Origin of the sequence: Pilimelia terevasa (genome assembly GCF_014647915.1) — a bacterium.
Classification (GTDB): Bacteria; Actinomycetota; Actinomycetes; order Mycobacteriales; family Micromonosporaceae; genus Pilimelia; species Pilimelia terevasa.
The window spans coordinates 70,662-97,177 of sequence record NZ_BMQC01000002.1; the positions used below are offsets into that span (position 1 = coordinate 70,662).

At 77.5% G+C, this 26,516-nt stretch carries 21 protein-coding genes; 15 read left to right on the plus strand and 6 right to left on the minus strand.

Features of this window, described 5'->3' with window-relative positions:
- Positions 1-75: 75 nt before the first annotated feature.
- The 3 genes from IEY75_RS03300 to IEY75_RS03310 form a co-directional block, all read right to left on the minus strand.
- Positions 76-1,437, minus strand: coding sequence for a metallopeptidase TldD-related protein (locus IEY75_RS03300; RefSeq protein WP_189112687.1), 1,362 nt, complete (start codon positions 1,435-1,437; stop codon positions 76-78).
- Positions 1,434-2,870 carry a TldD/PmbA family protein gene (locus tag IEY75_RS03305; protein ID WP_189112688.1) on the minus strand — a complete coding sequence of 479 codons (1,437 nt, stop codon included), beginning with the start codon at positions 2,868-2,870 and terminating at the stop codon, positions 1,434-1,436. Before IEY75_RS03305 ends, IEY75_RS03300 begins: the two co-directional genes overlap by 4 nt.
- Before the next feature lie 220 nt (positions 2,871-3,090).
- The gene (locus IEY75_RS03310) at positions 3,091-5,196 is read right to left on the minus strand and encodes a S9 family peptidase (RefSeq protein ID WP_189112689.1); all 2,106 of its coding nucleotides are present in this window, start codon (positions 5,194-5,196) and stop codon (positions 3,091-3,093) included.
- Positions 5,197-5,306: 110 nt separating this feature from the next.
- On the opposite strand from IEY75_RS03310, the gene mshB reads away from it, so the two are divergent.
- The 6 genes from mshB to IEY75_RS03340 all read left to right on the plus strand — a co-directional run bounded on the left by mshB (position 5,307) and on the right by IEY75_RS03340 (position 9,730).
- Entirely contained in the window at positions 5,307-6,167 is an 861-nt protein-coding gene (mshB, locus tag IEY75_RS03315; protein WP_229789312.1) for an N-acetyl-1-D-myo-inositol-2-amino-2-deoxy-alpha-D-glucopyranoside deacetylase, read from the plus strand.
- Positions 6,164-6,688: a hypothetical protein gene (locus IEY75_RS03320; protein ID WP_189112691.1), complete on the plus strand. Its 525-nt coding sequence runs from the start codon at positions 6,164-6,166 to the stop codon at positions 6,686-6,688. The genes mshB and IEY75_RS03320 overlap by 4 nt, the downstream gene beginning before the upstream one ends.
- A gap of 90 nt (positions 6,689-6,778) precedes the next feature.
- Complete coding sequence (locus IEY75_RS03325) at positions 6,779-7,240, plus strand: hypothetical protein (RefSeq protein ID WP_189112692.1); 462 nt, start codon at positions 6,779-6,781, stop codon at positions 7,238-7,240.
- A gap of 403 nt (positions 7,241-7,643) precedes the next feature.
- The gene (gene fdxA / locus IEY75_RS03330) at positions 7,644-7,970 is read left to right on the plus strand and encodes a ferredoxin (protein ID WP_229789313.1); all 327 of its coding nucleotides are present in this window, start codon (positions 7,644-7,646) and stop codon (positions 7,968-7,970) included.
- Positions 7,967-9,064 (plus strand): succinyldiaminopimelate transaminase, encoded by a 1,098-nt coding sequence (gene dapC, locus IEY75_RS03335; protein WP_229789357.1) that lies wholly within the window; start codon positions 7,967-7,969, stop codon positions 9,062-9,064. The genes fdxA and dapC overlap by 4 nt, the downstream gene beginning before the upstream one ends.
- Before the next feature lie 33 nt (positions 9,065-9,097).
- Entirely contained in the window at positions 9,098-9,730 is a 633-nt protein-coding gene (locus IEY75_RS03340) for an SIMPL domain-containing protein (protein ID WP_189112694.1), read from the plus strand.
- A 19-nt stretch (positions 9,731-9,749) separates the two neighbouring features.
- Here IEY75_RS03340 and IEY75_RS03345 read toward each other — a convergent pair whose 3' ends face one another.
- Entirely contained in the window at positions 9,750-10,778 is a 1,029-nt protein-coding gene (locus tag IEY75_RS03345; RefSeq protein ID WP_189112695.1) for an ADP-ribosylglycohydrolase family protein, read from the minus strand.
- Between the two features lie 243 nt (positions 10,779-11,021).
- On the opposite strand from IEY75_RS03345, the gene IEY75_RS03350 reads away from it, so the two are divergent.
- The gene (locus tag IEY75_RS03350; protein WP_189112696.1) at positions 11,022-12,203 is read left to right on the plus strand and encodes a glycosyltransferase family 4 protein; all 1,182 of its coding nucleotides are present in this window, start codon (positions 11,022-11,024) and stop codon (positions 12,201-12,203) included.
- Between the two features lie 259 nt (positions 12,204-12,462).
- Positions 12,463-13,032: a G5 domain-containing protein gene (locus IEY75_RS03355; protein WP_189112697.1), complete on the plus strand. Its 570-nt coding sequence runs from the start codon at positions 12,463-12,465 to the stop codon at positions 13,030-13,032.
- 69 nt (positions 13,033-13,101) lie between these two features.
- Here the strand turns inward: IEY75_RS03355 and dapD are convergent, their stop codons facing one another.
- Complete coding sequence (dapD, locus tag IEY75_RS03360; RefSeq protein WP_189112698.1) at positions 13,102-14,118, minus strand: 2,3,4,5-tetrahydropyridine-2,6-dicarboxylate N-succinyltransferase; 1,017 nt, start codon at positions 14,116-14,118, stop codon at positions 13,102-13,104.
- Between the two features lie 25 nt (positions 14,119-14,143).
- Here dapD and dapE point away from each other — a divergent pair, with 25 nt between their 5' ends.
- The gene (dapE, locus tag IEY75_RS03365; RefSeq protein ID WP_189112699.1) at positions 14,144-15,214 is read left to right on the plus strand and encodes a succinyl-diaminopimelate desuccinylase; all 1,071 of its coding nucleotides are present in this window, start codon (positions 14,144-14,146) and stop codon (positions 15,212-15,214) included.
- Positions 15,215-15,298: 84 nt separating this feature from the next.
- On the opposite strand, the gene IEY75_RS03370 is transcribed toward dapE, so the two are convergent.
- Positions 15,299-15,445 (minus strand): hypothetical protein, encoded by a 147-nt coding sequence (locus IEY75_RS03370; RefSeq protein ID WP_189112700.1) that lies wholly within the window; start codon positions 15,443-15,445, stop codon positions 15,299-15,301.
- 129 nt (positions 15,446-15,574) lie between these two features.
- On the opposite strand from IEY75_RS03370, the gene IEY75_RS03375 reads away from it, so the two are divergent.
- From IEY75_RS03375 to IEY75_RS03400, 6 genes are all read left to right on the plus strand, one after another.
- Positions 15,575-16,474: an LOG family protein gene (locus IEY75_RS03375; protein ID WP_189112701.1), complete on the plus strand. Its 900-nt coding sequence runs from the start codon at positions 15,575-15,577 to the stop codon at positions 16,472-16,474.
- 123 nt (positions 16,475-16,597) lie between these two features.
- Positions 16,598-17,332, plus strand: coding sequence for a response regulator transcription factor (locus tag IEY75_RS03380; protein ID WP_189112702.1), 735 nt, complete (start codon positions 16,598-16,600; stop codon positions 17,330-17,332).
- Complete coding sequence (locus tag IEY75_RS03385) at positions 17,329-18,888, plus strand: sensor histidine kinase (protein ID WP_229789314.1); 1,560 nt, start codon at positions 17,329-17,331, stop codon at positions 18,886-18,888. Before IEY75_RS03380 ends, IEY75_RS03385 begins: the two co-directional genes overlap by 4 nt.
- 283 nt (positions 18,889-19,171) lie before the next feature.
- A complete protein-coding gene (locus IEY75_RS03390; RefSeq protein WP_189112703.1) occupies positions 19,172-19,684 on the plus strand; it encodes a hypothetical protein in 513 nt (170 codons plus the stop codon).
- 84 nt (positions 19,685-19,768) lie between these two features.
- Entirely contained in the window at positions 19,769-23,164 is a 3,396-nt protein-coding gene (locus IEY75_RS03395) for an ATP-dependent helicase (RefSeq protein WP_189112704.1), read from the plus strand.
- The gene (locus tag IEY75_RS03400; protein ID WP_189112705.1) at positions 23,157-26,489 is read left to right on the plus strand and encodes an ATP-dependent helicase; all 3,333 of its coding nucleotides are present in this window, start codon (positions 23,157-23,159) and stop codon (positions 26,487-26,489) included. The genes IEY75_RS03395 and IEY75_RS03400 overlap by 8 nt, the downstream gene beginning before the upstream one ends.
- The last annotated feature ends 27 nt before the right edge of the window (positions 26,490-26,516 follow it).

Consider the following 26,516-nt stretch of genomic DNA (forward strand, 5'->3'; position numbering starts at 1 on the left):
CCGGGAGCGGACGTCGGCCGGGGCGGAATGAGGTTAGCCTAACTTATCCGCGGGGCGGGTGGGAGTGCGGGCGCGTCAGCCGGCGGCGCCGCCGGTGAAGTGCCAGTGGGCCAGGTGCAGCGCGGGGGAGTTCATCCAGCCGCCGAGCCACTCCCGGGGTACCCGGGTCGGCGTGCCGCCGACGGCGCGGACGTTGCCCGGCGCCAGCGCGCGGGGGTACGCCTGGGTGAAGCGCAGGTTCGTCACCGGGCGGACCACCTGGCCGTCCTCGATCAGCCACACGCCGTTGCGGGTGAGGCCGGTGATGACCAGCGACCGGGTGTCCAGGATCCGCGTGTACCAGAAGTCGGTGACCAGCAGCCCGCGCGCGACGCCGGCCACCAGGGCGGCGGCCGCCGGGTCCACCGCCGGGTGCGCCGGCCCGGCGCCGCCGGCCGGCCCCGGCTCCAGGCCCAGGTACAGCGGGAACGGACCCCAGCTCGAACCGGCCACGGCGTAGCCGTTGGCGGCGGCGCCCACCTCCGCGGCCGAGCGGCGGTCGTGCGCGACGCCCGCGGTGGTGCCGGCGTCGACCAGCGCCAGCCGCCCGCGGGGCGTGCCCTCGCTGTCGAAGGGAAGCCCGCCCTCGGCCACGTCCGCGACCATGGTCACGGCGGGGTCGAACTGCGCGGCGCCCAGCTCGGCGAAGCTGCGCCGCTCGGCGAAGGTCTTGCCGTTGAAGCCGTGCGCCCCGAAGTTCTCCAGGATGTCGGCGACGGCGCCGGCCTCCAGGACGACCTCGTAGTCGCCGGGCGGCAGGTCGACCGGGTCGCCCAGCGCCCGCACCTTCCCCGCGGCCCGCGCCCCGAGGACCGCGCCGTCCAGGTCGGCGACGCGCACCGCCGCGTCCCGGGCCACCGCGTCCGCGCCGCCGAGTCGGGCGATGCCGTCGATGCCGGCCTCGGACACGGCGCCGGTGACCGCCTGGCCGGCGCTGTTGGCGAACGCGCCGACGTGGGCGGTGGTGCGGCAGTAGCCGGCGGTCGACAGTCCGCCCGCCGCGTCCACGAACGCCCGCACCTGGGCCGCGCGGACCGCGGGCTCCGCACCGGCGGTCGCCTCGTCGCACGGGGCCGAGCCGGTCAGCGGCGTCGGCGGCGCCAGGCCCGGCCAGGTGGCGTCCGGCGGGCACAGGGCCGCGGCGGCGCGGGTGCGGGCGACGAGCGCCGCGAGCCCGTCCGGCGTCGTCAGCGTGGTCGAGCCGGAGGCCGTCCGCCCCTGGGCGTGCAGCGTCAGCAGCACCGTGGTCGTCTCGTCCGCGACGTTCTGGTGGATCACCGAGTTGGCGAACCGGGTCAGCGCGTTCGCCGTCCGCCGGACCGCCACGGCCGCCTCGCCGCCGCCGGTGGCGGCCACCTCGGCGAGGACCCGGGTGGCGTGGTCGAGTTCCTGCGTCATCCTGAGACCCCCACCCGTACGTTGCGGAACCGGGCCGGCGCCGCCGGGTGCCCGGTGTGGCCGATCTGGCCCGGCTGGCCCTTGCCGCAGTTCGGCGTGCCGTAGGGCACCGTCTCCGACGAGAGCATGTCCATGGACCCCCAGAACACCGGCCCGATGCCGGTGTAGGTGGGGTTGCGCAGCAGCCGCCCGCGGCGGCCGTTCCTGATCTCGTAGCCGACCTCGCAGCCGAACTGGAAGTTCAGCCGCCGGTCGTCGATCGACCAGGACCGGTTGGTCTCCATGAGGACGCCGTCGTCGGTCGCGGCGATGATCTCGTCAAGCGTGTGCGGCCCGGGTTCGAGGCCGACGTTGGTCATCCGCACCATCGGCAGCCGGGCCCACCCGTCGGCGCGCACGCTGCCGGCGTAGTCCAGGCCCGCCGCCGCGGCCGAGTCGCGGCCGGCCAGCACGCCCGTCCACACCCCTTCGCGGACCGCGTACCGGGCCGCCGCCGCCGTGCCCTCGTCGTCGAAGCCGAAGCTGCCCAGGGCACCCGGGATCGTCGGGTCGATGGTGATGTTCATCAGCGGCGAGCCGTACCGCAGGTTGCCCAGCTTCGCCAGGTCCAGCCACGAGGTGCCGGCGAAGGCGGCCTCCCAGCCGAGGATCCGGTCCAGCTCGATCGCGTGGCCGACCGACTCGTGGATCTGGAGGGCGAGCTGCTCGCCGCCCAGGATCAGCGTGGTCTCGCCCGCCGGGCAGGCCGGCGCGGTCAGCAGCGCGCGCGCCTCGGCGGCGACCCGGTCGGCGTGCGCCGGCAGGTCCAGCGCGTCGACGAACTCCCAGCCGGCCGTGCGGAAGTCGCCGCGGGCGCCGGGGTACGACCGGATCTGCGTCTCGCCCTCGCCGATGGCCGTGGCCGACATGGCGGCCCCGCACTCGCGGATCCGCTGGTCGATCCGGTGCCCCTCGGACGAGACGAACCACTTCGCGGTGTCCCAGACCTCGTACAGCGCCGTGGCCAGGTCGGCCCCCGCCCGCCGCATCGCCGCGGTGACGCCGACCAGCAGGTCGCCCTTGGTCGACAGCGGGACCTCCAGCGGGTCGACCTCGCACGCCGAGGCCCACGAGGCCACCGCCGGGGTGCCGGGCGTGAGGTCCGTCGGCGGGCCGGCCACGGCGGCGCCCGCGGCCGCGATGGCGGCCGCCCGGCGGCCGGCGGCCCGCGCCCCCGCGGTCGTCGGCTCCGGGACCGCGAAGAAGCCCCACGAGCTGCCGACCAGCGCCCGGACCCCCACGCCGGAGTCCTCGCTCTGGTGGAGCTGCTCGACCTCGCCGTTGCGGGCGTGCATCGCCTCGTGCCGGCGGTGCATCACCCGCGCGTCGGCGTACCGCGCCCCCGCGTCCAGCGCCCCCTGTACGGCGGCCTCTGCCACCTCGAACTCAGTCACCGCCCGACCCTATGTGAACCGGCCGGCCCGCCGCTGCCCCGCGCGCGCCGCCCGCCGGAGCCCCGCCGCCCGCGTCGCGGCGCGCCCGGGTCACGGCGCCTGGGTCAAGGCGCGCCTGGGTCGGCGCCTGGGTCGTGGCGCCTGGGTCGCGGGGTCAGGGTCGCGAGCGTCCGGGTCGCGGGCGTCCGGGCCGCGGGCGTCGGGTCGCCGGGCGTCCGGGTCAGGGCGTCAGGTGGCGGACCAGGAAGTCGCGCTCCAGCCGCAGCAGGCGCGCCCCGACCCCGCCGGCCGCCATGTGCGAGGCGCCCGGCAGCGGCAGAACGGCGTGCGGCCGGCCGGTGCGCAGCAGGGCCGCCGACAGCCGCAGCGTGTGCGCGGCCACCACGTTGTCGTCGGCGAGCCCGTGGGTGAGCAGCAGCGGGCTGACCTCGTCCGGCCGGGCCGGCGGCTCGGCGGCCAGGTCGAGCAGGTTGTGGTGGGCGTACACGTCCGCGCCGTCCTCGGGCGGCCCCAGGTAGCGCTCGGTGTACGCGGTGTCGTACAGCGACCAGTCGGTCACCGGGGCCCCGGCGATGCCGCACTTGAACAGGTCCGGCCGGCGCAGGACCGCCAGCCCGGCCAGCCAGCCGCCGTAGGACCAGCCGCGGATGCCGACCCGGTCCAGGTCCAGGTCCGGGTGTTTGTCGGCGAGCGCCCGCAGCCCGTCCACCTGGTCGGCCAGGACCACGTCGGCCATCCGGCGGTAGATCGCCTTCTCGAACGACGGCGCCACGCCGGGGGTGCCGCGGTTGTCGATCGACACGACCGCGAGTCCGGCGTCGGCGAACCACTGCCGGGCCAGCCACCACGACCGGACCGCCAGCACCTCCTGCCCGCCCGGCCCGCCGTAGATGTCGAGCAGCACCGGCAGGCGCCGCCCGGCGACGTGGCCCGAGGGGTACAGCACGGCCGCCGGCAGCGCCCGGTCGGTGACCCGCTCCAGCAGCGGCCGCGGCGCGTAGGGCGGGGTCGCGCTCCGGTCGGGCAGGGTGCCCAGCTCGGCGCCGCCGCGGTACAGGGTCCACCGGACGCCGGTGTAGTCCAGGCAGGCCCGGCCGACAGCCAGCACGCCCCCGCCGACGGCCGCGACGTGCCAGCCCGGCTCGTGGGTCAGCCGCCGGGCCTCGACACCGGCCGTGGCCACCGCGGTCCGCACCCGGAACAGGTGCTGCTCGCTGGGCTCGCCGTCGCCGCCCTCGACCAGCAGATCGCCCTCGAACGTGCCGACGACCCGGCGGACGTACAGCGTCGGCGGGGTGAGCAGGGTGCCGTCGGCGAACAGGCAGCGGGCGTCGTACCCGTCGTGCAGCAGCTCCCCGCCGACCAGGACCCGGCCGTCGGGCAGGTGCAGCGGCGTGCCGTCGATCGGCTCGACCCAGCGCGTGTCGGTCAGCTCGGCGTGCACCTGGGTCTCGCCGGTGCGCGCGTCGATGGCCAGCACCAGGCCGTGCTGCTGGCTGCGCCGCAGCACGGTGATCAGCGGCCCGCCGTCGGCCCACCGGACGGCCACCAGGTACGGGTACCGCTCGCGGTCCCAGCGCACGTCGACCCAGCCGCCGTCGAGGTCGAGCAGGTGCAGCGACACCTCGGCGTTGGCGGTGCCGGCGCGGGGGTAGGCGATCTCCCGCGGCGGCGCGTCCGGCTCCGAGGGGTCGTGCAGGATCCACCGGGCGACCCGGGTGTTGTCGACCCGGGCGGCGAGCACGCTGCGCCCGTCGGGCGCCCACCACCAGCCGCGGTGCCGGCCGAACTCCTCGGCGGCCACGTGGTCGGCCAGCCCCCAGGTGATCGACTCGCCGGGCTCGCTGGCAAGCAGGGTGTCGCGCCTGTCGGCGTCGACGACCCGCAGGGCGCCGTCGGTCACGTACCCGATCCGCCGGCCGGTCGGGTCCGGCCGCGGGTCGACGACCGGCCCGGCCGTCGCCACCGCGGTCACCTCCCCGGTGCGCGGGTCCGCGCGGTGCAGGCGGCCCGCCAGCGTGAACGCGGCCACCGTCGCGCCGGGGTCCGCCGCGTACCCGCCGATGCCGCCGGTGGCCAGCCGCATCCGCTCGCGCAGGGCGCGCTCGTGCGCGGGCAGCTCGCCGCCGGCCTCCAGCGCGGCCGGGTCCGCGACGAGCCTGGTCTCGCCCGTGGCCACCTCGTACGCCCAGAGGCGGTCGACCGGGTCCTCGGGGCCGTCCGCGCGCAGGTACAGCACGCGCGAGCCGTCCGCCGCCACGGTGACCGCCCGCACCATGCCGTACCGAAAACGATGGGTTCTTGCCGCCAGCTCCGGGAAGTCCACCCTCCGATGGTGCCCCATCACCGGCGCGTCGGTACGGCCGGCACCGCAACTCGTCGGTACGGTCCCGCCACCCGGGGTGACGGGGCCCGGCCCGGACTACAGTGGCGCCCGTGACCAGCGAGCGCAGCATTCTGTTCGTCCACGCCCACCCCGACGACGAGGTCATCGGCACGGGCGCCACGATGGCCCGCTACGCCGCGGCCGGCGCACGGGTCACTCTGGTGACGTGCACCCTCGGCGAGGAGGGCGAGATCCACGTACCCGCGCTGGCGGGGCTCGCGGCGGCCGAGGCCGACCAGCTCGGCGGCTACCGGATCGGCGAGCTGGCCGCCTCCTGCGCCGCGCTCGGCGTCGCCGACCACCGCTTCCTCGGCGGCGCCGGCCGGTACCGCGACTCGGGCATGATGGGCGACCCCGCCAACGACGCCCCGCGCTGCTTCTGGCGGGCCGACCTCGACGAGGCCGCCGGGCACCTGGTGGCGGTGCTGCGCGAGGTCCGCCCGCAGGTGCTGGTGACCTACGACCCGAACGGCTTCTACGGCCACCCGGACCACATCCAGGCGCACCGGGTCGCGATGCGGGCCGCCGAGCTGGCCGGGCCGGACGCCCCGCGCAAGATCTACTGGACCGCGGTGCCGCTGAGCGCCCTCCAGGCCGGGATCGAGAACTTCCGCGGCGCCAGCGACAACCCGTTCGCGGGCGTCGAGCGGGCCGAGGACCTGCCGTTCGGCACGCCGGACGCCGAGGTGCACGCCGCGGTGGCCGCGCCCGAGCACCAGGAGGCGAAGCTGGCCGCGCTGCGCGCCCACGCCACCCAGGTGCCGGCCAGCTCCTGGCTGTTCTCGATGGCGACGAACTTCGGCGCCGGCTTCCTCGGCGTCGAGCACTACCGGCTGGCGGCCGGCACCCCCGGCGCGGGCGCCGGCCCGCACGGCTGGGAGACGGACCTGTTCGCCGGACTGGACACGTGAGCGACCCGACGGCGCCCCCGGACCCCGCCGCCGACGGCGCCCGGGGCGCCGAGGACGCTGACCCCGCCGGGTCCGACGGCGAGGGCGGGCCGGCCGCGCCGCCGGGGCGGTGGCGGGAGCCGGCGGACCGGGCGCTGCGCGTCGCCGGGGTGCTGGTCACCGTGGCCCTGGCGGTACTGACCGGGGTGCTCGAACTCGTCCTGGTACCGCTGCGGATCGGCGGCGTGCCCGCCTTCCTCTGCGTCGTGCTGGCCGTCGTCGTCAACTACCGGCTGCCGCGCTTCGCCGACCTCGCCACCGGCGCCCGCTGGCCGGCCCTGGTCGGGTTCGGCGCCTGGCTGCTGCTCATGCTCGCGGGCGCCGGCCGGACCAGCGAGGGCGACGTACTGGTGCACGGCGGCGTCGGGATCATGGTCAACATCGGCGGCTCGCTGGCCTTCGGCGTGGCGATGTACCGGCTGATGGTCTCCTCGGACACCCGGGCGGGGCGGCCCGCCCCGGCGGCGCCCGACCCCGCCTGACCGGCCGGCCGGCGGCGCCGGGACGGCCCGACCGGACCCCGGTGGGCGCGGGGGCTGGCGTCGGCGGCGCAGACCGGCTAAGACAGTGCCATGGCGCAGCGTTGGCGGACGGTCGCGGCGATTGCCGGCGGCCTCTTCGCGGTGAATGTGGTGGCCCGGCTGGTCGTCCGCTGGGGCTATCCGGGCGACGACTACGCGGCCGACGCCGCGACCCTGGCGATGCTCGCCGCGGTCGGCGTCGGCTGCCTCGCGGTCGCGGCCTGGTGGACCCCGTCGCGGCCGGCCGGCGCCTGGGCCGCGGACCTCGCCGCGGCCAGCGCCGCCGGCCTGCTGCTGGCGATCCTGGTCGGCCCGCTGCTCAGCGGTACGGGGCCGTTCAGCTACGGCGCCGGGGAGTTCTTCAAGCAGGTCTGGCAGTGGGCCGGGGTCTCGGTGGTCGGCGCGCTGGTCGGGACGGGGGCGGTCACGGCCCTGGGTCAGGACCACCGGTCGCGCGGTCTGGCGCGGTTCGCCCGGGAGCGGCTGGCCGGCGCCCGGAAGCCGCGCCGCTGACCGGCGGCGGTACCCGCTTGGCCCGGTGCACGTCGGCGCGCGCGACGGTGACGGGCCCGCCCCGGGTGGCGATCGTCCACGACGTATCCGACATCGACAGCAGCGTCCCGAGGTGGTCGCGGAACACCGGGCGCCCCTCGCGCAGCCCCGCCCGGACGCGCACCACCACCCGATGTCCGACATCGCCGTCTCCGAGCATCGCAGTACCCCCTCCGGCGGCCGGCCGACCACGCCTGACGGGCGCGACGCCGCAGCGGGATACTAGGCTGGAAGCCGTCGCGGTGGACGCCGCGACCCGCACCCCGCGTACGGGCCCGCCCCAGGGCCGCCCTCGCCCGGACCGGCCACACCAGGGCCGCCCCGGCCGGGGCCGACAGCGTACGGGCACGTGAAGGGAAGACCCGTGACTTACATCATCGCCGAACCGTGCGTCGATGTGCTCGACAAGGCCTGCATCGAGGAGTGCCCGGTCGACTGCATCTACGAGGGCGGCCGGATGCTGTACATCCACCCCGACGAGTGCGTCGACTGCGGGGCGTGCGAACCGGTCTGCCCCGTCGAGGCGATCTTCTACGAGGACGACGTGCCGGAGCAGTGGAAGGACTACACCAACGCCAACTACGAGTTCTTCGAGGAGCTCGGGTCGCCCGGCGGCGCCTCCAAGGTCGGCAAGATCGAGAAGGACACGCCGTTCGTGGCCGGCCAGCCGCCGAAGGAGGGGGAACACTGAGCCCCGTCTCGGCGCTCCTGCCCGATTTCCCCTGGGACCAGCTCGCCCCCGCCAAGCGGCGGGCCGCCGCCCACCCCGACGGCATGGTCGACCTGTCGATGGGCGCCCCGGTCGACCCGGTCCCGGACTTCGTGCGGCAGGCGCTCGCCGCCGCCAGCGACGCCCCCGGCTACCCGCTGACCGCCGGTACCCCGCAGCTACGGGCGGCCCTCGCCGCCTGGTGCGTGCGCGAGTGCCGGGCGGCGCCCGGCTTCGGCGTCCTGCCCACGGTCGGCTCGAAGGAGCTGGTCGCCTGGCTGCCGACGCTGCTCGGCGTCGGCCCCGGCGACGTCGTCGTGTTCCCCGAGGTCAGCTACCCGACGTACGAGGTCGGGGCGCGGCTGGCGGGGGCGGTGCCGGTGCGCGCGGACTCGCTGACGGCACTCGGGCCGGACACCCGGGTGAAGCTCGTGTGGGTCAACTCCCCGGGCAACCCGACCGGCCGGGTCCTGCCGGCGGTGCACCTGCGCAAGGTCGTCGACTGGGCGCGCGAGCGCGGCGCCGTCGTCGCCTCCGACGAGTGCTACCTGCCGCTGGGCTGGGAGGAGACGCCGGTCTCGGTCCTCGACCCGCAGGTCAACGGCGGCGACCACCGGGGCGTGCTCGCCGTGCACTCGCTGTCCAAGCGGTCCAACCTGGCGGGGTACCGGGCGGCCTTCGTCGCCGGGGATTCGGCGCTGGTGGACGAGCTGCTGCTGGTCCGCAAGCACGCCGGGCTGATCGTGCCCGCGCCGGTGCAGGCGGCGATGGTCGCGGCGCTCGGCGACGAGGAGCACGTGGCTGTCCAGCGGGAGCGGTACGCGGCCCGGCGGGCCCTGCTGCGGCCCGCGCTGGAGGCGGCCGGCTTCCGGGTCGACCACTCCGCGGCGGGGCTGTACCTGTGGGTGACCCGCGGGGAGCCGGCGGCCTCCACGGTGGAGTGGTTCGCCGCGCGGGGCCTGCTGACCGCCCCGGGCACGTTCTACGGCCCCGGCGGCGGCGCGCACGTGCGGGTGGCGCTGACGGCCAGCGACGCGGACACGGTCACGGCGGCCCGCCGGCTCAGCGACCGCTGAGCGCGGCGCCCGGCCGTCGGCTAGCGTCGGGGCATGAGTGAGACCCCGATCGTCGCCGTCCGCGGCGAGGCCTCCGTGGAGGCCGACCCCGAACTCGCCAAGCTGTCCGTGACGGTGACCACCCGCGCGGACACGCGCGAGTCGGCGCTCCAGACCCTGCACACCCGCACCGCCGACGTCCGCGCCGAGCTGGACCGGCACGGCGCGGCCATCGAGCGCCGGGAGAGCAGCGCCCTCCAGGTGCACCCCGAGCTGACCAAGGACAACCAGCGCGTGGCCGCGTACGTGGCCAGCCTCGGCACCACCGTCACGGTGACCGACTTCGCGGCGCTCGGCGACCTGCTGGTGGCCCTCGGCCGGATCGAGCACGCCGCCGTGTACGGGCCGTGGTGGGAGCTGCGCCCGCACAGCCCGATCGCGGGGGCGGCCCGGCGGGCGGCGGTGGACGACGCGGTGGTCCGCGCGCGGGAGTACGCGGCGGCCGTGGGCGCCCAGCTCGACCAGCTCCTCAGCATCTCCGACTCGGGCCTGACCGCCGGCGGGTACGGCGGCGGCACCCGGATGGCGCTGGCCGAGATCAGCGCCCCGGAGCTGGAGCCGGCGCGGCAGACGGTGTCCGCGTCGGTGGAGATGCGGTTCACGATGACGGCGCCGACGGTCGTGTGACGCCCGCCCCGGCCGCTGGTCACCAGCCGGGGTAGCGGTCCCACCAGTACGGGTCGGCCGGCGTCGAGCCGTCGGTGCCGGCCGGGCTCTGGCTGATCTGGCGGACCAGGTCGCGGCTGAGCAGGTCCGCGACCCACACCAGCTCCACCCGCGACAGCCAGTCGACCGGCAGCGCCTCCGGCCCGTGCCACGCCCCGAGCAGCGCCCCGACGATCGTGGCGATGTGCCCGCCGTCGCCGGCCGCCGCGGCGAACAGCACGGCGTCCCGGATGCGGTCGCGCTCGGGGTGGGAGGCGACGACGTACAGCGCGCCGGCCACCGCGCCGACGGCCGTGCCCGGCGCGGCCCACCCGGCGAGCGCCCGCGCGTCGCCGGGGCGGGCGGCGGCGGCGTCCAGGGCGTCCCGGAACGCCTGCGGCACCGGCCCGAAGCCCAGCCGCACCGCGCGCTCCTGGGCGACCGTCGCGGTGTGCGCCAGGGAGGCGTCCTCGCTGAACAGGTGCACGGCGGTCGCGGTGTAGCCGGCCGCGACCAGCGCCTCCGCGCGGTGGGTCAGCGCGGCGATGTCGGCGGCGAGCCGGGCGGCCTGGCCGGCGCGCGCGTACATGCCCACGGGCAGCGTGCGCACGACCGCGCGCGGCCCGTGGGTGGTCTGCGGCGGGGTCTCGCCGACCGGGGTGTCGCCGCGCGCGCGCAGGGCGGCGATCGTGGCGGGCGCCGGTCCGCGGACCTGCGCCAGCGCGGGTACCTCCGCCAGCCAGCCGTCGAGGAAGGGCTCCCCGGCGCTGTCCGCGTCGATCACGCCCTGGAGGGCGGCCCAGCGGCGGTACGCCCGCCAGACGGCGCTCGGCGGGTCGAGCGGCCCGCGCAGCGCGGCGCGCACGTCGGCCCGGATCAGCCCGTCCACGGTGAAGCAGGCGAGCTGACCGCCGCTGGTGGCGGGCAGCGCGCCCGCGTCCGGGACGAGGCCGGCCGCGCCGCCGACGGCGTCGCCGAGGACGAGGCCGAGCAGGCAGCCCCGCGCCGCCGCCACCGCTCCAGCCGCCACCGCCGACCGCCTCCCCACGTTGGTCCGCCCATGGTCGACGGGTCCGTCGGCGGGCGCAAGCGTGCGTCCACCTTCTCGCACCCACGGGTGTACCCGGTGCCCGGGCCGCCGAAATCCCCTGACTGGACGGGGCACGGTCATGGATATTTAGGCACGAATTCAGAGTATTAGAGCGATTTGTTCCATATTTGATTTTAAGGTGAACGGGGAACAGGGCGTGTGAGGCACCAGGAGGAGGACCAGATGAGTGGCGCGAACGACAGTCCACTTCGGATCGCCCTGGTGGTGCCGCCGTACTTCGACGTGCCGCCGGCGGCGTACGGCGGCGTCGAGGCCGTCGTCGCCGACCTGGCGGACGCGCTCGTGGCCCGCGGCCACCGGGTGGTGCTCATCGGCGCGGGCCGGCCCGGCACCTCGGCGGAGTTCCTGCCGGTCTGGGACCGGACCATCCCCGAGCGCCTCGGCGAACCCTTCCCCGAACTGGTGCACGCCGCCGTCACCCGCCGCGCCGTCGAGCACCTCGTGCTGCGCGACGGGCTGGACGTCGTGCACGACCACACGATGTCCGGGCCGCTGAACGCCCCCGCGTACGCGGCCCTCGGCCTGCCGACCGTCGTCACCATGCACGGACCCGTCGACAGCGACCTGCACCGGTACTACCGGTCGCTGGGCACCGACATCGACATCGTCGCCATCAGCGACCGGCAGCGCGCGATGGCGCCCGACCTCAACTGGGCCGGCACCGTGCACAACGCGCTGACCTTGGAAACGTGGCCGTTCGAGGAGAGCAAGGACGACTACGCCCTGTTCCTGGGCCGGTTCCACCCGACGAAGGCGCCGCACCTGGCCGTGGAGGCCGCCCACGCCGCCGGGGTGCCGCTGATCCTGGCCGGCAAGTGCGCCGAGGCCCCCGAGCTGGCCTACTTCCACGCCGAGGTCGAACCGCGGCTGCGCGACACCGACTCGGTGTTCGGGGTCGCCGACGCCACCGCCAAGCGGGCGCTGCTCGCCCACGCCCGCTGCCTGCTGTTCCCGATCCAGTGGGAGGAGCCGTTCGGGATGGTCATGATCGAGGCGATGGCGTGCGGTACGCCGGTCGTGGCGCTGCGCGGCGGGGCGGTCCCCGAGGTGCTCGTGGACGGCGAGACGGGCTTCATCGTGGACGACCCCGCCGACCTGTCGGCGGCGATGGCGCGGGTCGGCGAGATCGACCCGGCGGCGTGCCGGGCGCGGGTCGCCGCGCACTTCAGCGTGGACCGGCTGGCGCACGGGTACGAGGCCGCGTACCGCACGGCGCTCGCCCGGCGCGAGGCGCTGCACTCGGCGACCGACCTGGCGACGCTGACCACCGAACTGGACGCGCTGGACACGCTGACCGCCGCGAGCCCGGCCGCCCCGCGCCGCCGCCCCACCCGGTCGGTCTGACCGTCCGCGGCCGGCCGGCCCTCCGGCACGTTCGCGGCGCGCCTCCCGCGGGCGCGCCTGTCGGCCGTTCGGACCGCCGGGCGCCATTGCCGCCCGCGCGGAGGGCAGGCCCGCCGACACTGGGCTGATGACGTCCGCGGCCTGGTGGCGCACCCCGGTTCCCGAGTCCGTCGCGCGCCGTCCGCGCGCGGTCCGGTACCGCCCGGGCGGGCGGGCGAGGGCACTCGGGGCGACAGTGTCGCTGTGCTGCTGTCTCGTCGTGACGAGTGCGTGCGAGCCGCGCACCGCCGAGGAAGCCGCGGCCGGCCGGGTCGACACCCTCAGCTCGGCCGCCGCCGCGGACGCCACCCCGCCGCCGGACCCGTCGCCGCCGGCCTCGACGCCGACCGCCTCGCCATCACCCACACCCACGCCGACGGCCGCGACCCGGCTGGTCAACGTCCGGCGCGGCGTGCCGTTCGCCCGGCGGACCGTGTCCGACCCGAGCGCGGCGGCGGGCTCCCGGCGGGTGCGGACCGAGGGGGTGCGGGGGACGGCCGTCCTCACCTACCGGGTGCGCTACTCGGGAGGCCGGGCCGGGACGCGGGTCCTGGTCCGGCGGGTGGTGGTGCGGCAGCCGGTCACCGAGGTGGTCGCCGTGGGTACCCGGGCGGCCATGTCCTGCGACCCGAACTACGCCGGCGCCTGCGTACCCGTGGCCCGCGACGTCGACTGCCGCGGCGGCAGCGGCGACGGCCCCGCCTACGTCAGCGGGCCGGTCCGGGTGGTCGGCAACGACATCTACGGCCTGGACCGCGACGGCGACGGCACCGGCTGCGACTCGTCCTGACCGCCGCCGCACCCCGCGTCGGGTGCCCGCCGCGGCGGGCACCCGGGGGACGCCCGCCGCGGCGGCGCGTCAGTTGTGGGCGTGCAGGTCGGTGTTCAGGGTGATGCCGCCGCCCTGCCGCGGCCGGGCCTCCAGCGCCCCGGACTGGGCGTTGCGCCAGAACTGGAGGTTCGGCACCCCCGACAGCTCGCGGGCCTTCACCACCCGGCCGTCCGGCAGGCTGATCTTCGAGCCGGCGGTGACGTAGCACCCGGCCTCCACGACGCAGTCGTCGCCGAGGGAGATGCCCACGCCCGCGTTGGCGCCGAGCAGGCAGCGCTCGCCGACCGTGATGGTCTCCGTACCGCCGCCGGACAGCGTGCCCATCACCGACGCGCCGCCGCCGATGTCGGAGCCGTCGCCGACCACGACCCCGGCGCTGATCCGCCCCTCCACCATCGAGACGCCCAGCGTGCCGGCGTTGAAGTTGCAGAAGCCCTCGTGCATCACCGTCGTACCTTCGGCCAGGTGCGCCCCGAGCCGCACCCGGTCGGCGTCGCCGATCCGCACGCCGGAGGGCGTCACGTAGTCGACCATCCGCGGGAACTTGTCGATGCCGTACGTCACCAGCGTGCCGCCGGCCGCGCGGACCAGGCCGCGCAGCTCGTCCACCCGGTCGACCGGGCAGGGGCCGGCGCTGGTCCAGGCCACGTTGGCCAGCAGGCCGAACTGGCCGTCGAGGTTGGCCTGGTGCGGGCGGACCAGGCGGTGCGAGAGCAGGTGCAGGCGCAGGTACACGTCCGCGGCGTCGGCCGGCGCGTCGGCCAGCGACGCCACGACCGTCACCACCACCCGGGTCCGCAGCCCCGGCAGCGGCCGGTCGCCGACCACCGCGGCGGGCAGGCCCAGCAGCGCTGCGCCCGCCGGACCGTCCAGCGGCCCCGGGCCGGCGTCGCCCGCGGCGCTGTCGGCGGCGGCCGCCGCGACGGCCGCCGGCGCGGGCCCCAGGCCCAGCCTGCCGGTCGGGTACCACGTGTCGAGGAGCTGCCCGTCCGCGGTGACGGTGGCCAGCCCGATGCCCCAGGCGGGGGAGTCCAGTGCGGTCATGGCACGTGACGGTACCGTGCCAGGCATGGGCAACCCGCTGACCCCTGAGGTGCTGGCCGATCCGGTGGCGCTGACCCGGACACTGGTGGACATCGAGTCGGTCTCCCGCAACGAGGCGGAGATCGCCGACTGCGTGGAGGGGGCGCTGCGCCGCGTCCCGTGGCTGACCGTCGACCGGCACAGCCACACCGTCATGGCCCGCACCGACCTCGGCCGCCCCCAGCGGGTGGTCCTGGCCGGCCACCTCGACACGGTGCCGCTGGCCGACAACTGGCCCAGCCGCACCGAGGGCGACCTGATGTGGGGCTGCGGCACCTCGGACATGAAGTCGGGCGCGGCGCTCGCCCTGCACCTGGCGGCGACGCTGCCCGCACCCCGGCACGACGTGACGTACCTGTTCTACGAGGCGGAGGAGATCGAGGCCGAGTACAACGGGCTCACGCTGGTCGCCACCGCCCACCCCGACTGGCTCGCGGCCGACTTCGCGGTGCTGTTGGAGCCGACCTACGGGCGGGTGGAGGCCGGCTGCCAGGGGACCCTGCGGGTGCGGGTCGACCTGGCGGGCGTGCGGGCGCACTCGGCGCGCTCCTGGCTGGGCAGCAACGCGATCCACGCCGCGGCCGTACCGCTGGCCCGGCTCGCCGCCTACGAGGCGCGGGAGGTGGACATCGACGGCTGCCGGTACCGCGAGGGCCTCAACGCCGTGGCGGTCGAGGGCGGTGTGGCCGGCAACGTCATCCCCGACCACTGCGCCGTGGTGGTCAACTTCCGGTTCGCCCCCGACCGCTCGGTGGAGAACGCCCTGGCGCACGTGCGGGAGGTCTTCGCCGGCTACCCGGTGGCGGTGGTCGACGTGGCGGGCGGCGCGCTGCCCGGCCTGGACCAGCCGGCGGCCCGGGACTTCCTCGCCGCGGTCGGCGACGCGCCCGCCGCGAAGCTGGGCTGGACCGACGTGTCCCGGTTCTCGGCGCGCGGCGTGCCGGCGGTCAACTTCGGCCCCGGCGACCCGAACCTGGCGCACCGGCGCGACGAGCACGTCGAGATTCCGCGGATCGTCGAGGGGGCCCGGGTGCTGCGGGCGTGGCTGGCGGGCTGAGGTCGCTCTGTCCACGGTGGACCCGCCGCCTCGGGCGGGGGACACCGGTCGGCCCGGGCAGGGGAGTGCCTGAGGCGGGCCGGTTCAGGCGACCGCGGGGACCCGCTCCTCGGGCGCGAGGGCCTTGGCGTCGAGGTCCCGGACGGCGGCAGCCAGCCGACGGGCCGCGACGGCCGCGCGGATGCGGCGATTCAGGACACGGCGTCGCCGGACCAGGCTGGTACGGGTCATCGGTGGTGCCCCCCTTCCCCCGGTTCGGGTACGCGCCGGCATACCCGCGTCTTTACGTTATAGACGCTTCAGGGGCGGAAAAGGTTGCGGTCTGCGACGATACAGTCCCCGGACACTACGGTAATGACCATGAATGATGCTCTGGGCGGCGCCGGGGAGCCGGCGCGCGAGGCACCGGCAACCGAGGCGGCGGCGCACGCGCGCCGCGAACGGGCGGCGGTGCGCCGGGGGCGCGAACGGCACAGCGGCGCGGTCCTGACCCGCCGCGACGCGATCCCGCCCAGCACGGCCGACCAGCGCCTGCTCGACTCCCGCTCCCGCGAGGACTGGAAGACGAAGGACTCGTGGCGCGCGCTGCGGATCCTGTCGGAGTTCGTCGAGGGCTTCGACACCATGGCGGACCTGCCGGCGGCGGTCAGCGTCTTCGGCTCGGCCCGCAGCAAGCCGGGCAGCGACGAGTGGCGGCTCGGCGAGCGGATCGGCGAGGCGCTGGCCCGGGCCGGGTTCGCGGTCATCACCGGCGGCGGGCCGGGCGTCATGGCCGCGGCGAACAAAGGCGCCGCCGAGGCCGGCGGGCTGTCGGTCGGGCTCGGCATCGAGCTGCCCTTCGAGCAGGGCATGAACGAGTGGGTCGACCTCGGCATCGACTTCCGGTACTTCTTCGCCCGCAAGACCATGTTCGTCAAGTACGCCCAGGCGTTCATCGTGCTGCCCGGCGGCTTCGGCACCATGGACGAACTGTTCGAGGCACTGACGCTGGTGCAGACCCGGAAGGTGACCCGCTTCCCGGTGGTCCTGATGGGAACGGCGTACTGGGGCGGCCTGGTCGACTGGCTGCGCACGACGATGGCGACCGCCGGCAAGATCGCCGAGGCGGACCTCGAACTGCTGACCGTCACCGACGACGTCGACGAGGCGCTGCAGCACGTCGTGGCCGCCGACTCCGCGATCACGGCCCAGGAGCAGGCCGAGCGCGCCGCGGCCGCCCGGCTCGTCCGCGACCAGCAGGAGGCCGCCGACCGGCTGTGACGCCGCCCGGGCTGAGCCCTCCGGCGCGGCTGAGCCCCCGCGGGGGCTCAGCCGCGCCACACCGGGGCTTCAGGGGCCGCTGCTAGAACACTGCCTTCGACATCCGTGGCCGAAGGGGGTGCTGTGGGCGCGAGCAGCCAGCCGCCGCGCGGTACCCGCGTGCTCGTGGTCGACGACGAGCCGCACATCTCCGCCCTGCTGTCGGCGACGCTGCGGCTCCTCCAGTTCGACGTCCGGGTCGCCGGGACCGGGCACGCCGCGCTGATCGCGGCGGAGGAGTACGCGCCGGACCTGGTGATCCTCGACGTGATGCTGCCCGATCTGGACGGCTTCCAGGTCGCCCGCCGGCTGCGCCAGGCCGGCCACGGGACGCCGGTACTGTTCCTCACCGCCCGCGACGCCGTCGGCGACCGGATCGCCGGGCTCGACGCGGGCGCCGACGACTACGTGACCAAGCCGTTCAGCCTGGAGGAGGTCGTGCTGCGGATCCGGGCGATCCTGCGCCGGTCCGGCACGGAGGCCGCCGACGAGCCCGCGGCCGAGCAGACCGTCCTCAGCTACGCGGACCTGCAACTCGACGTCGAGGCGTACGAGGTGCGGCGGGGCGGGCAGCGGATCGACCTGTCGCCGACGGAGTTCCGGCTGCTGCGGTACCTGCTGGCCAACGCCGGCCGGGTGGTCAGCAAGGCGCAGATCCTGGACCGGGTGTGGGAGTACGACTTCGGCGGCGACGGCCGGATCGTGGAGTCGTACGTCTACTACCTGCGCCGCAAGATCGACCGGACGGGACCGCCGCTGATCCACACGGTGCGCGGGGTGGGGTACGCGCTGCGGCTGCCGCGGGGCGCGGAGGCGTGACCGCGCCGCGCCCGACGCGGCGCCGGTGGTGGGCGCGCCGACCGTGGCCCGCGTGGGCGCGTCCGGCGTGGCGGTCATGGCCCGCGTGGGCGCGTCCGGCGTGGACGCGGCCGGCGTGGCGGCCGTGGACCCTGCGCGCCCGGCTGGCCGCGGCGCTGATCCTGCTGTCCGCGGTCGGGCTCGTCGCCGCCAACGCCGCGGGCGTGGTGCTGCTGCGCACGTACCTCGTCGACCAGGTCGACGAGCGGCTGACCGCGATGGGCCACCGCGCCGCCCGCGGTACGCCGCCCCCGGCGGGCCGGGACCGCGCCGGGACCCTCGGCGCCGACGTCGCGCTGTACTTCTACGGCGCCGACGGGGTGCTGGCCGGCCGCAGCGAGGTCGACCCGGCGCTGCGGGCGCCGACGCTGCCCGACTACCCCGCCCTGCGGGCGCGCGCCGCGACCGGCCGGCCGTTCACCGTCGCCGCCGACGGCACCTGGCGGGCGGTGGCCCGGAGCCGGGAGGGGGGCGGCGTCGTCGTGCTGGCCGCGTCCCTGCGGGAGGTCGCCGCCACCACCCGGTCGCTGCTGCTCATCGACGCCGCGGCCGGCGGCGTGGTGCTGGTCGCACTCGGGCTGGTCGGCTTCTGGGTGGTGCGGATCGGGCTCAGCCCGCTGACCCGGATGGGCGAGGTCGCGGCGCGGATCACGGTCGGGGACCTGTCCCGGCGGGTACCGGGCGGCGACCCGCACACCGAGCCCGGGCGGCTCGGCGCCACCCTCAACGGGATGCTCGCGCGGCTGGAGGCGGAGGTCGCCGCGCGGGCGCAGTCCGAGCACCGGCTGCGCAGGTTCCTCGGCGACGCCTCCCACGAGCTGCGCACGCCGCTGACGTCGATCCGCGGCTTCGCCGAGCTGTACCGCCGCGGCGGCGCCCCGCCCGGGCCGGCGCTGGACGAGACCATCGGCCGGATCGAGGACGAGGCGGTGCGGATGGGCCTGCTCGTCGACGACCTGCTCCTGCTCGCGCGGCTCGACGTCCAGCGCCCGATGGCCCGCGAGCGGGTCGACCTGACGGCCGTGGTCGCCGACACCGTCCGGGACGCCCGGGCGCGCGCGCCGCAGCGGACCGTCCGCCTGGAGCCGGTCGCCGGGGACCTCGGCCCGGTCCTGGTCGACGGCGACGAGCACCGGCTGCGCCAGGTCGCGGCGAACCTCGTCGACAACGCCCTCCGGCACGCGGGCGCGCACGCGACGGTGACCGTCCGGGTGGGCAGCCGGGACGCGCCGACCGACGCCGACCCGCCGGACCGGCCGGACGGCCCGGTGGCGGTCCTGGAGGTGTCCGACACCGGTGTCGGCATCGCGCCCGCGCACGCCGACCGGGTGTTCGAGCGGCTGTACCGGGTCGACGCCAGCCGGACCCGGTCGCTCGGCGGGGGCGCGGGCCTCGGGCTGGCGATCGTGTCGGCGATCGTGCACGGCCACGGCGGTACCGTCGCCCTGGACTCGACGCCCGGCCGCGGCGCCACCTTCCGGGTGCTCCTGCCCGCGGCCGACACCGACGACTCCTGAGCCGCGCACCCGGGGCGGTGCTGGTGCGGCGGCGGACGGCGGGGGAGGACCGGCGCCCCCGGTCGGGCCGCCTGGCAGCCGTCGGCCGGCGAACCGGATCGGCACCTCCGCGAACCGGAACCCGGCCGGGAACGCCCGCCACGACAGCGCAGGGGTCGGGTCCGATTCCGAGGAAACTCCGAGTCGCGTCCCACCTGGCGCTGAGCTGAGGCGCGTTGGCTGACCGGACCGCGGCCCGCAGGGCGGCTCCACCGACCGCCGCGCACCCTCGCAGGAGGCACCGGTGTGGCGTAGCGCGAGGTCGGGGAGTGCCGCGGCGGCTGTCCTGGTGGCCGGCGCCCTGGTGCTCGGCGGGTGCTGCGGCGCGGACGCGGAGCCGCGGCCCGCCGCGGGTGGCGGCCGGGACGGCCAGTTCAGGGCGTACCTCGACTGCCTGCGCGACAACGGCGTGGTGCTCACCCGCCCGTCCGGCCGCCCCGCCCGCAGCCCGGGCGCGGGCCGCTCGCACCCCGGCGGCACGCCGCCGGCCGACCGCCCCGCCCGCCGGTCCGGCGGGGTGTTCGGCAAGCCGCCGGGCGTCGACGACGCCACCTGGGAGAAGGCCCGGCACGCGTGCGGGCCGCTGCGCCCGGCGCGGCGACCCGGCGCGCGCGGCCCCGGCGCGGCCTACCGTAGCTGCCTGCGCGACCGGGGCGTCCCGCCCGGCGACCCGGACCGGACCGGGGACCCGGGGACGGCCGCGGCGCTGGCCCGGTGCGCCCCGCTGCGGCCGGGTGGCGCCCCGCGCGCCGACTGACCACCGGTCGGGTGTGGTGCGGGGCGGCACCCCCGCGGGGCGTGCCGGTGTCCCGCCGTCGTACCGGCGTGGTCTCATACCGGCGTGAGCACGCCGCAGTTCCGGCTGGTGCGCCGCCCGACCGACGGCGGCGCCCCCCCTGGCGGGCCCGCCGCCGCGGCGCCGGCGCCGCGGCCCGCCGCCGACGCCGCCCAGCAGCGGGTCGTCGACCACGGCGCGGGCGCGCTGCTGGTCCTCGGCGCGCCCGGCACCGGCAAGACCCGGGTGCTGGTGGAGGCCGTGGCCGCCCGCGTCGCCACCGGCGTCGACCCCGAGCGGATCCTCGTGCTCACCTTCGGCCGGCGGGCCGCCGGGGCGCTGCGGCACCGGATCGAGGCGCGGGTGACCGGCGCCGCCGACGCGGTGCACGAGCCGCTGGTGCGGACCTTCCACGCGTACGCCTTCGGGCTGCTGTGCCGGGCCGCGGGCGCGGCCGGCGAGCCGGCGCCGCGGCTGCTCAGCGGCCCCGAGCAGGACCTCGTCATCCGCGAGCTGCTGGAGCCCGGCGACGGCGTGCCGACGGTGCCCTGGCCGGCCGGGCTGGCCGCGGCGCTGGGCACCCGCGCGTTCGCCGGCCAGCTCCGCGACCTGCTCCTGCGGACCGCCGAGCGCGGCATCGACGCCGCCGAGCTGGCGAGGCTGGGGCGGGACCTCGGCCGCCCGGACTGGGTCAGCGCCGCCGACTTCGTCGACCAGTACGTCGAGGTGCTCGCCCTGCGCGAGGCGACCACCCGCGGCGCCCCGGCGTACGACCACGCGGAGCTGATCCGCGCCGCCGCGGACCTGCTGCGCGCCGACCCGGAGCTGCTGGCGGCCGAGCGCCGCCGGCTGGCGTACGTCTACGTCGACGAGTACGCCGAGACCGACCCCGCCCAGCGGGAGCTGCTGGCGCTCGTGGCCGGCGGCGGCGCCCCGGTGGTGGCCTTCGCCGACCCGGACAGCGCGATCTACGGCTTCCGCGGCGCCGACCCGGCGGGGGTCCGCGACTTCGGCGACCGGTTCGCCGGCCCGGGGTCCCCGGCGGCGACCGCGGTGCTGGACACCGTCCACCGGTGCGGCGGCGAGCTGTGGGCCGCGAGCCGGCGGGTCGCCGCCCGCCTGCGCGGCCCCGGCCCGCACCGGCACCCCACCCCGGCCGACCCCGCGGCCACCCCGGTCGGCCCCGCGGGCGGCGCGGTCGGCGTCCCGGGCGGCCCCGCGGCCGGCCAGCCCGGCGCGGAGGGGCGGCCGCCGGTGGAGGTCGCTACCTTCCGCACCGCCACCAGCGAGGCCGCCTACGCTGCCCACGTGCTGCGCGAGGCGCACCTGCGCGACGGTGTGCCCTGGTCCCGGATGGCGGTCCTGGTCCGGTCGGCGCGGGGCCAGCTCCCGGCGATCCAGCGCGCCCTGCACGTGGCCGGCGTGCCCACGTCCACCCAGGTCGAGGAGTCGCCGCTGCACCGGCAGCCGGCCGTCGCGCCGCTGCTGCGGGTGCTGCGCTGCGCCGTGGACCCGGCGGCGCTGGACGAGGACGCCGCCGTCGCCCTCCTGCACTCGCCGCTGGGCGGCGCCGACCCGCTGGCCGAGCGGCGGCTGCGGCAGGGCCTGCGCGCCCTGGCGCTCGCCGCGGGCGACGACCGGTCCACCGGCGACCTGCTGGTGGAGGCGCTGCGCGACCCGACCGAGCTGGCCGCGGTCGAGCGGCGCTGGGCGGAGCCGGCGCGCGCGGTGGCCGACGCGCTGGCGGCCGCGCGGCGGGCGCACGAGGCACCCGGCTCGACGGTCGAGGACGTCCTGTGGGCGCTCTGGCAGCGCACCGGGCTGGCCGAGCGCTGGGCGGCCCTGGCCACCCGGCCGCCGCGCGAGGGGGAGGCCGGGCACGTGCAGCGGCGGCGGGCCGCGGCCGCCGACCAGGACCTGGACGCCGTGGTCGCGCTGTTCGCGCTGGCGGCCCGCTTCGTCGACCGGCTGCCCGGCGCGCGCACCGAGGTGTTCCTCGACCACGTACTGGGCCAGCAGGTGGCGGCCGACAGCCTGGCGCCGACGGCGGTCCGGGAGGAGACGGTCGCGCTGCTGTCCGCGCACGCGGCCAAGGGCCTGGAGTGGGACGTGGTCGTCGTGGCCGGCGTCCAGGAGGGCGTGTGGCCGGACCTGCGGCTGCGCGGCAGCCTGCTGGGCGCCGAGCGGCTGGTCGACCTCGTGGCCGGGCGGGCCGGTACCGGCGGGGCGGCCGCGGCGGCCGGCCAGGTGTCGGCACTGCTGGACGACGAGCGCCGGCTGTTCCACGTCGCGGTCAGCCGCGCCCGGCGGCGGCTGGTGGCGACGGCGGTCGCCTCCGGGGCGGTCGGCGGCGCCGACGGCGAGGAGCAGCCCAGCCGGTTCCTGCACGAGCTGGGCGCCGGGGCGGCCGGTGCCGGCGAGGCGGTGCCGGCGCTGCCGGTCCGGCGGCTGCCCCGGGCGCTGACGCTGCCGGCCCTGGTGGCCGAGCTGCGGGCCGCCGTCGCCGACCCCGCCGCGCCGGAGCCGCGCCGCCGGGCGGCGGCCGACCAGTTGGCCCAGCTCGCCGCCGCGGGGGTCCCCGGCGCGCACCCCGACCAGTGGTGGGGGCTGCCCGCGCTGTCCGACGCCGGCCCGCTGTACGCCGAGGACGACGCCGTGCGCGTCACGCCCTCCACGATGGAGAGCGTGCTGCGGTGCAGCCTGCGCTGGCTCCTGGAGCGCCACGGCGGCGCCGCGGCGGCCAGCGCCGCCCAGGGGGTCGGCAACCTGGTGCACAACGCGGCCATGCTGGCCGAGGACGCGCAGGCCGACCGCGCCGCGCTGCTCGGCTACGTCGCCTCCCGGTTCGACGCGATCGAGCTGGCGGCGCGCTGGCTGGCCGGTCGGGAGCGGCGCCGGGCCGAGGTGATGGTGGACAAGCTGCTGGGCTGGCTGGCCGGCAACCCGCGGCGGCTGCTGGCGATCGAGCGGGAGTTCGCGGTCCGGCTCGACGACGCGACGCCGGTGGTCGAGCTGACCGGCCGGGTGGACCGGCTGGAGGTCGACGCGCAGGGCCGGCTGGTGGTCGTCGACCTCAAGACCGGCCGGACCACCTCGGTGACCGCCCCGGAGCTGGCGGCGCACCCGCAGCTTGGCGCCTACCAGGTGGCGGTGGAGGAGGGGGCGTTCGCCGAGTACGGACAGGAGTCCGGCGGCGCGGCGCTCGTCCAGCTCGGCACCCCGGCGGCGACGGCCCGGGAGCAGGCGCAGCCGCCGGTGGCCGAGACCGAGGATCCAAGCTGGGCGCGGGAGATGGTGGCGCGCACGGCGCGGACGATGGCCGCGTCGACCTTCGCCGCTGTGGCCAACGCCCGCTGCCAGACCTGCCCCGTCCGGGTCTGCTGCCCGGTCTCGGGCAAGGGCCGCCAGGTGGTGGCGCCCCCCGGGGGCGCGGCCGGGGCCGGCGGGGGCGCGGATGGGTGAGGCGAGCGCCGGGCCGCGGTACACCCCCGTCGAGCTGGCGGAGCTGCTCGGACTGGAGCACCCGCCCACCGACGAGCAGGCCGCGATCATCTCCGCGCCGGTCGCGCCGCTGCTCGTGGTGGCCGGCGCGGGTTCGGGCAAGACCGAGACGATGGCGGGCCGGGTCGTCTGGCTGGTCGCCAACGACCACGTGCGCGCGGACGAGATCCTCGGCCTGACGTTCACCCGCAAGGCGGCCGGTGAACTGGCGCACCGGGTCCGGACCCGGCTGCACCAGCTCGACCGGCGGCTGGGCCACCCGGCCCGCGAACCCGACGCGGGCGTCGGCGGGGAGCCGACGGTGGCCACCTACCACTCGTACGCCGCCCGGATCGTCACCGAGCACGGCCTGCGCGGCGGCTTCGAGCCCGCCGTCCGGCTGCTCACCGAGGCGAGCTGCTGGCAGCTCGCCGACACCGTCGTGCGTACGTACGACGGCGACCTGTCCGAGGTGGAGCGCGCGCCGGCCACCGTGGTCGCCGACGTGCTCAAGCTGGCCGGGGAGCTGGCCGAGCACCTCGTCGCCCCGGCCGACCTGGCGGAGTGGACCGGCGAGTTCCTCGCCCGGGTCGAGCGGCTTCCCGGGCGGGTGTACGCCGACGTGCGGGAGCTGCTGAGCCGGCAGGGCGCCCGGCGCGCGCTGCTGCCGCTGCTGCACCGGTACGCCGCCCGCAAGCGCGACCTGGAGGCGATGGACTTCGGCGACCAGCTCGCCCGCGCGGCCGCCGTCGCCCGCGACCACTCCGACGTGGGGCGCGCCGAGCGGGAGCGGTTCCGGGTGGTGCTGCTGGACGAGTACCAGGACACCTCGCACGCCCAGGTGGTGCTGCTGCGGGCACTGTTCGGCGGCGGGCACCCGGTGACCGCCGTCGGCGACCCCTGCCAGGCGATCTACGGCTGGCGCGGGGCGAGCGCGGGCACCCTGGACAGGTTCCCCGCCGCGTTCCCCGACGCCGCCGGCCGGCCCGCGCCGGTGCGGCAGCTCCGGACGAGCTGGCGGAACCGGCCGGAGATCCTGGCGGTGGCCAACACGCTGTCCGGCCCGCTGCGGGCGGCCGGCGCGCGGGTCGCCGCGCTGGCCGCCGCCCCCCGGGTCGCCGACACCGTCGGCGGCCGCACCGCCCGCGGGCACCGGGGCGCCACCGTCCACTGCGCGCTGCTGGCCACGTACGCCGACGAGGCCGACTGGATCGCCGACGGCGTGGCGCACGCGTGGCGCGCCGCCGCCCGCGTGCGGCCGGACACGCCGCCGCAGGCGATCCCGGTGGCGCGGCGGCCCACTACGGCGGTCCTCATCCGGGTGCGCAAGATGATCCCGGCGATCGAGGCGGCCCTGCGCGCCCGGGGCCTGCCGGTCGAGGTGGTGGGACTGGGCGGCCTGCTGGACACCCCGGAGGTCCGCGACGTCGTCTGCACGCTGCGCGCCCTGGCCGACCCGGCCGACGGGGCGGCGCTGCTGCGCGGCCTGACCGGCGCGCGGTGGCGGCTCGGGCCGCGCGACCTGGTCGCCCTGCACCGGCGGTCCCGCCGGCTGGCCGCCGAGCGGCGCGGCCCGGCGGCCGCCGACGAGCCGGAGGTGGTCACCGACCGGCTCGACGACGCGACCCTCAGCGAGGCACTGGCCGACCTGGGCGAGCCCGGCGCCTACTCGCCGGCCGGCCACGCCCGGCTCACCGCGTACGCCCGGGAGTTGGCGGCCCTGCGCCGCCGGCTCGACCAGCCGCTGTCGGACCTCGTCGCCGACGTCGAGCGCACCATCGGACTGGACGTGGAGGTCGCGGTCCGGGCCGGCGCCGGTACCGACGGCGACGCCGGCCTGGCCCGCGCCCACCTGGACGCGCTCGGCGACGCGGCGGCCCGGTTCGCGGCGGAGTCGGACGCGCCGACGCTGACCGCGTTCCTGTCCTACCTGGCCGCCGCCGAGGACGAGGAGCGCGGCCTCAGTCCGGGGGAGGTGGACGTCGCCGAGGGCGCCGTGCAGATCCTGACCGCGCACGCCGCCAAGGGCCTGGAGTGGGACGTCGTGGCCGTCGCCGGGCTCACCCGGCACGTCTGGCCGGGCCGGGTCCAGGGCGCCGACCACTTCCTCAAGGGCGTCGGCGCGCTGCCGTTCCCGCTGCGCGGCGACGCCGACGGCCTGCCGGCCCTGGACGTCACCACCCCGGCGGACCAGAAGGAGCTGAACGAGTCGCGCAAGGCGTTCCTCGCCGACTGGGAGGCCCACGACGAGCGGGAGGAGCGGCGCCTGGCGTACGTCGCCGTCACCCGGCCCCGCCGGCTGCTGCTGGCCTCCGGCCACTGGTGGGGCGAGGACGTCAAGCGGCCGCGGGGGCCGTCGGCGTTCCTGGCGGAGGTGCGCGCGGCGTGCGCCGCCGGGGCGGGGGTGGTCGACCACTGGGAGCCGGACCCGGCCGACGACGCGGTACACCCGCTGGAGGCCGCCGCGACGGCCGGCGTGTGGCCCGCGGACCCGCTGGGCGCCCGCCGCCCCGACCTGGAGGCCGCCGCGGAACTCGTCCGCGCCGCCCTCGCCGCCGGGCGCCCCGACACCCCGGGCGGACCCGCGGCGGCGGGGGAGGAGGAAGCCGAGAGCCCGGACCCGGTGGTCCGGCGGTGGCGGGCGGACACGCTGCTGCTGCTGGCCGAGCGGGAGCGCCGGTCCCGCCGGGCGGGAGCGGTCGCGGTGCCGCTGCCGGCGCACCTGTCGGTGTCCCAGCTCGTCGCGCTCCGCCACGACCCGCAGGCGCTCGCCCGCTCCCTGCGCCGGCCGCTGCCCCGCCGCCCCGACCCGTACGCCCGCCGCGGGACGGCCTTCCACGCCTGGCTGGAGCGCCGCTTCGGCGGGGACCGGCTGTGGGACGTCGAGGAACTGCCCGGCGCCGCCGACGAGGGCGCCGCCGGGGACGCGGCGCTGGCCGGGCTGCGCACGGCGTTCCTGGCCAGCGAGTGGGCGGACCGCACCCCGGCCGACGTCGAGGTCCCGTTCGCCACCGTGGTCGGCGGCGTGGTGCTGCGCGGGCGGATGGACGCGGTCTTCGCCGACGCCGACGGCGGGTTCGACGTCGTCGACTGGAAGACGGGCCGCCGGCCCGCCGGGCCGGCGGCCGAGGCGGCGGCGGTCCAGCTCGCGGCGTACCGGCTGGCCTGGTCCCAGCTCGCCCGGGTCGATGTGGCGCGGGTCCGCGCGGCGTTCCACTACGTCGCGGAGGGGGTGACCGTCCGGCCGGCGGACCTGCTGGACGCCGCGGGACTCGCCGCCCTGGTCACCCAGGTACCGCAGGAGTGAATCGATGGGTCACCGAGGAGTCCGGAG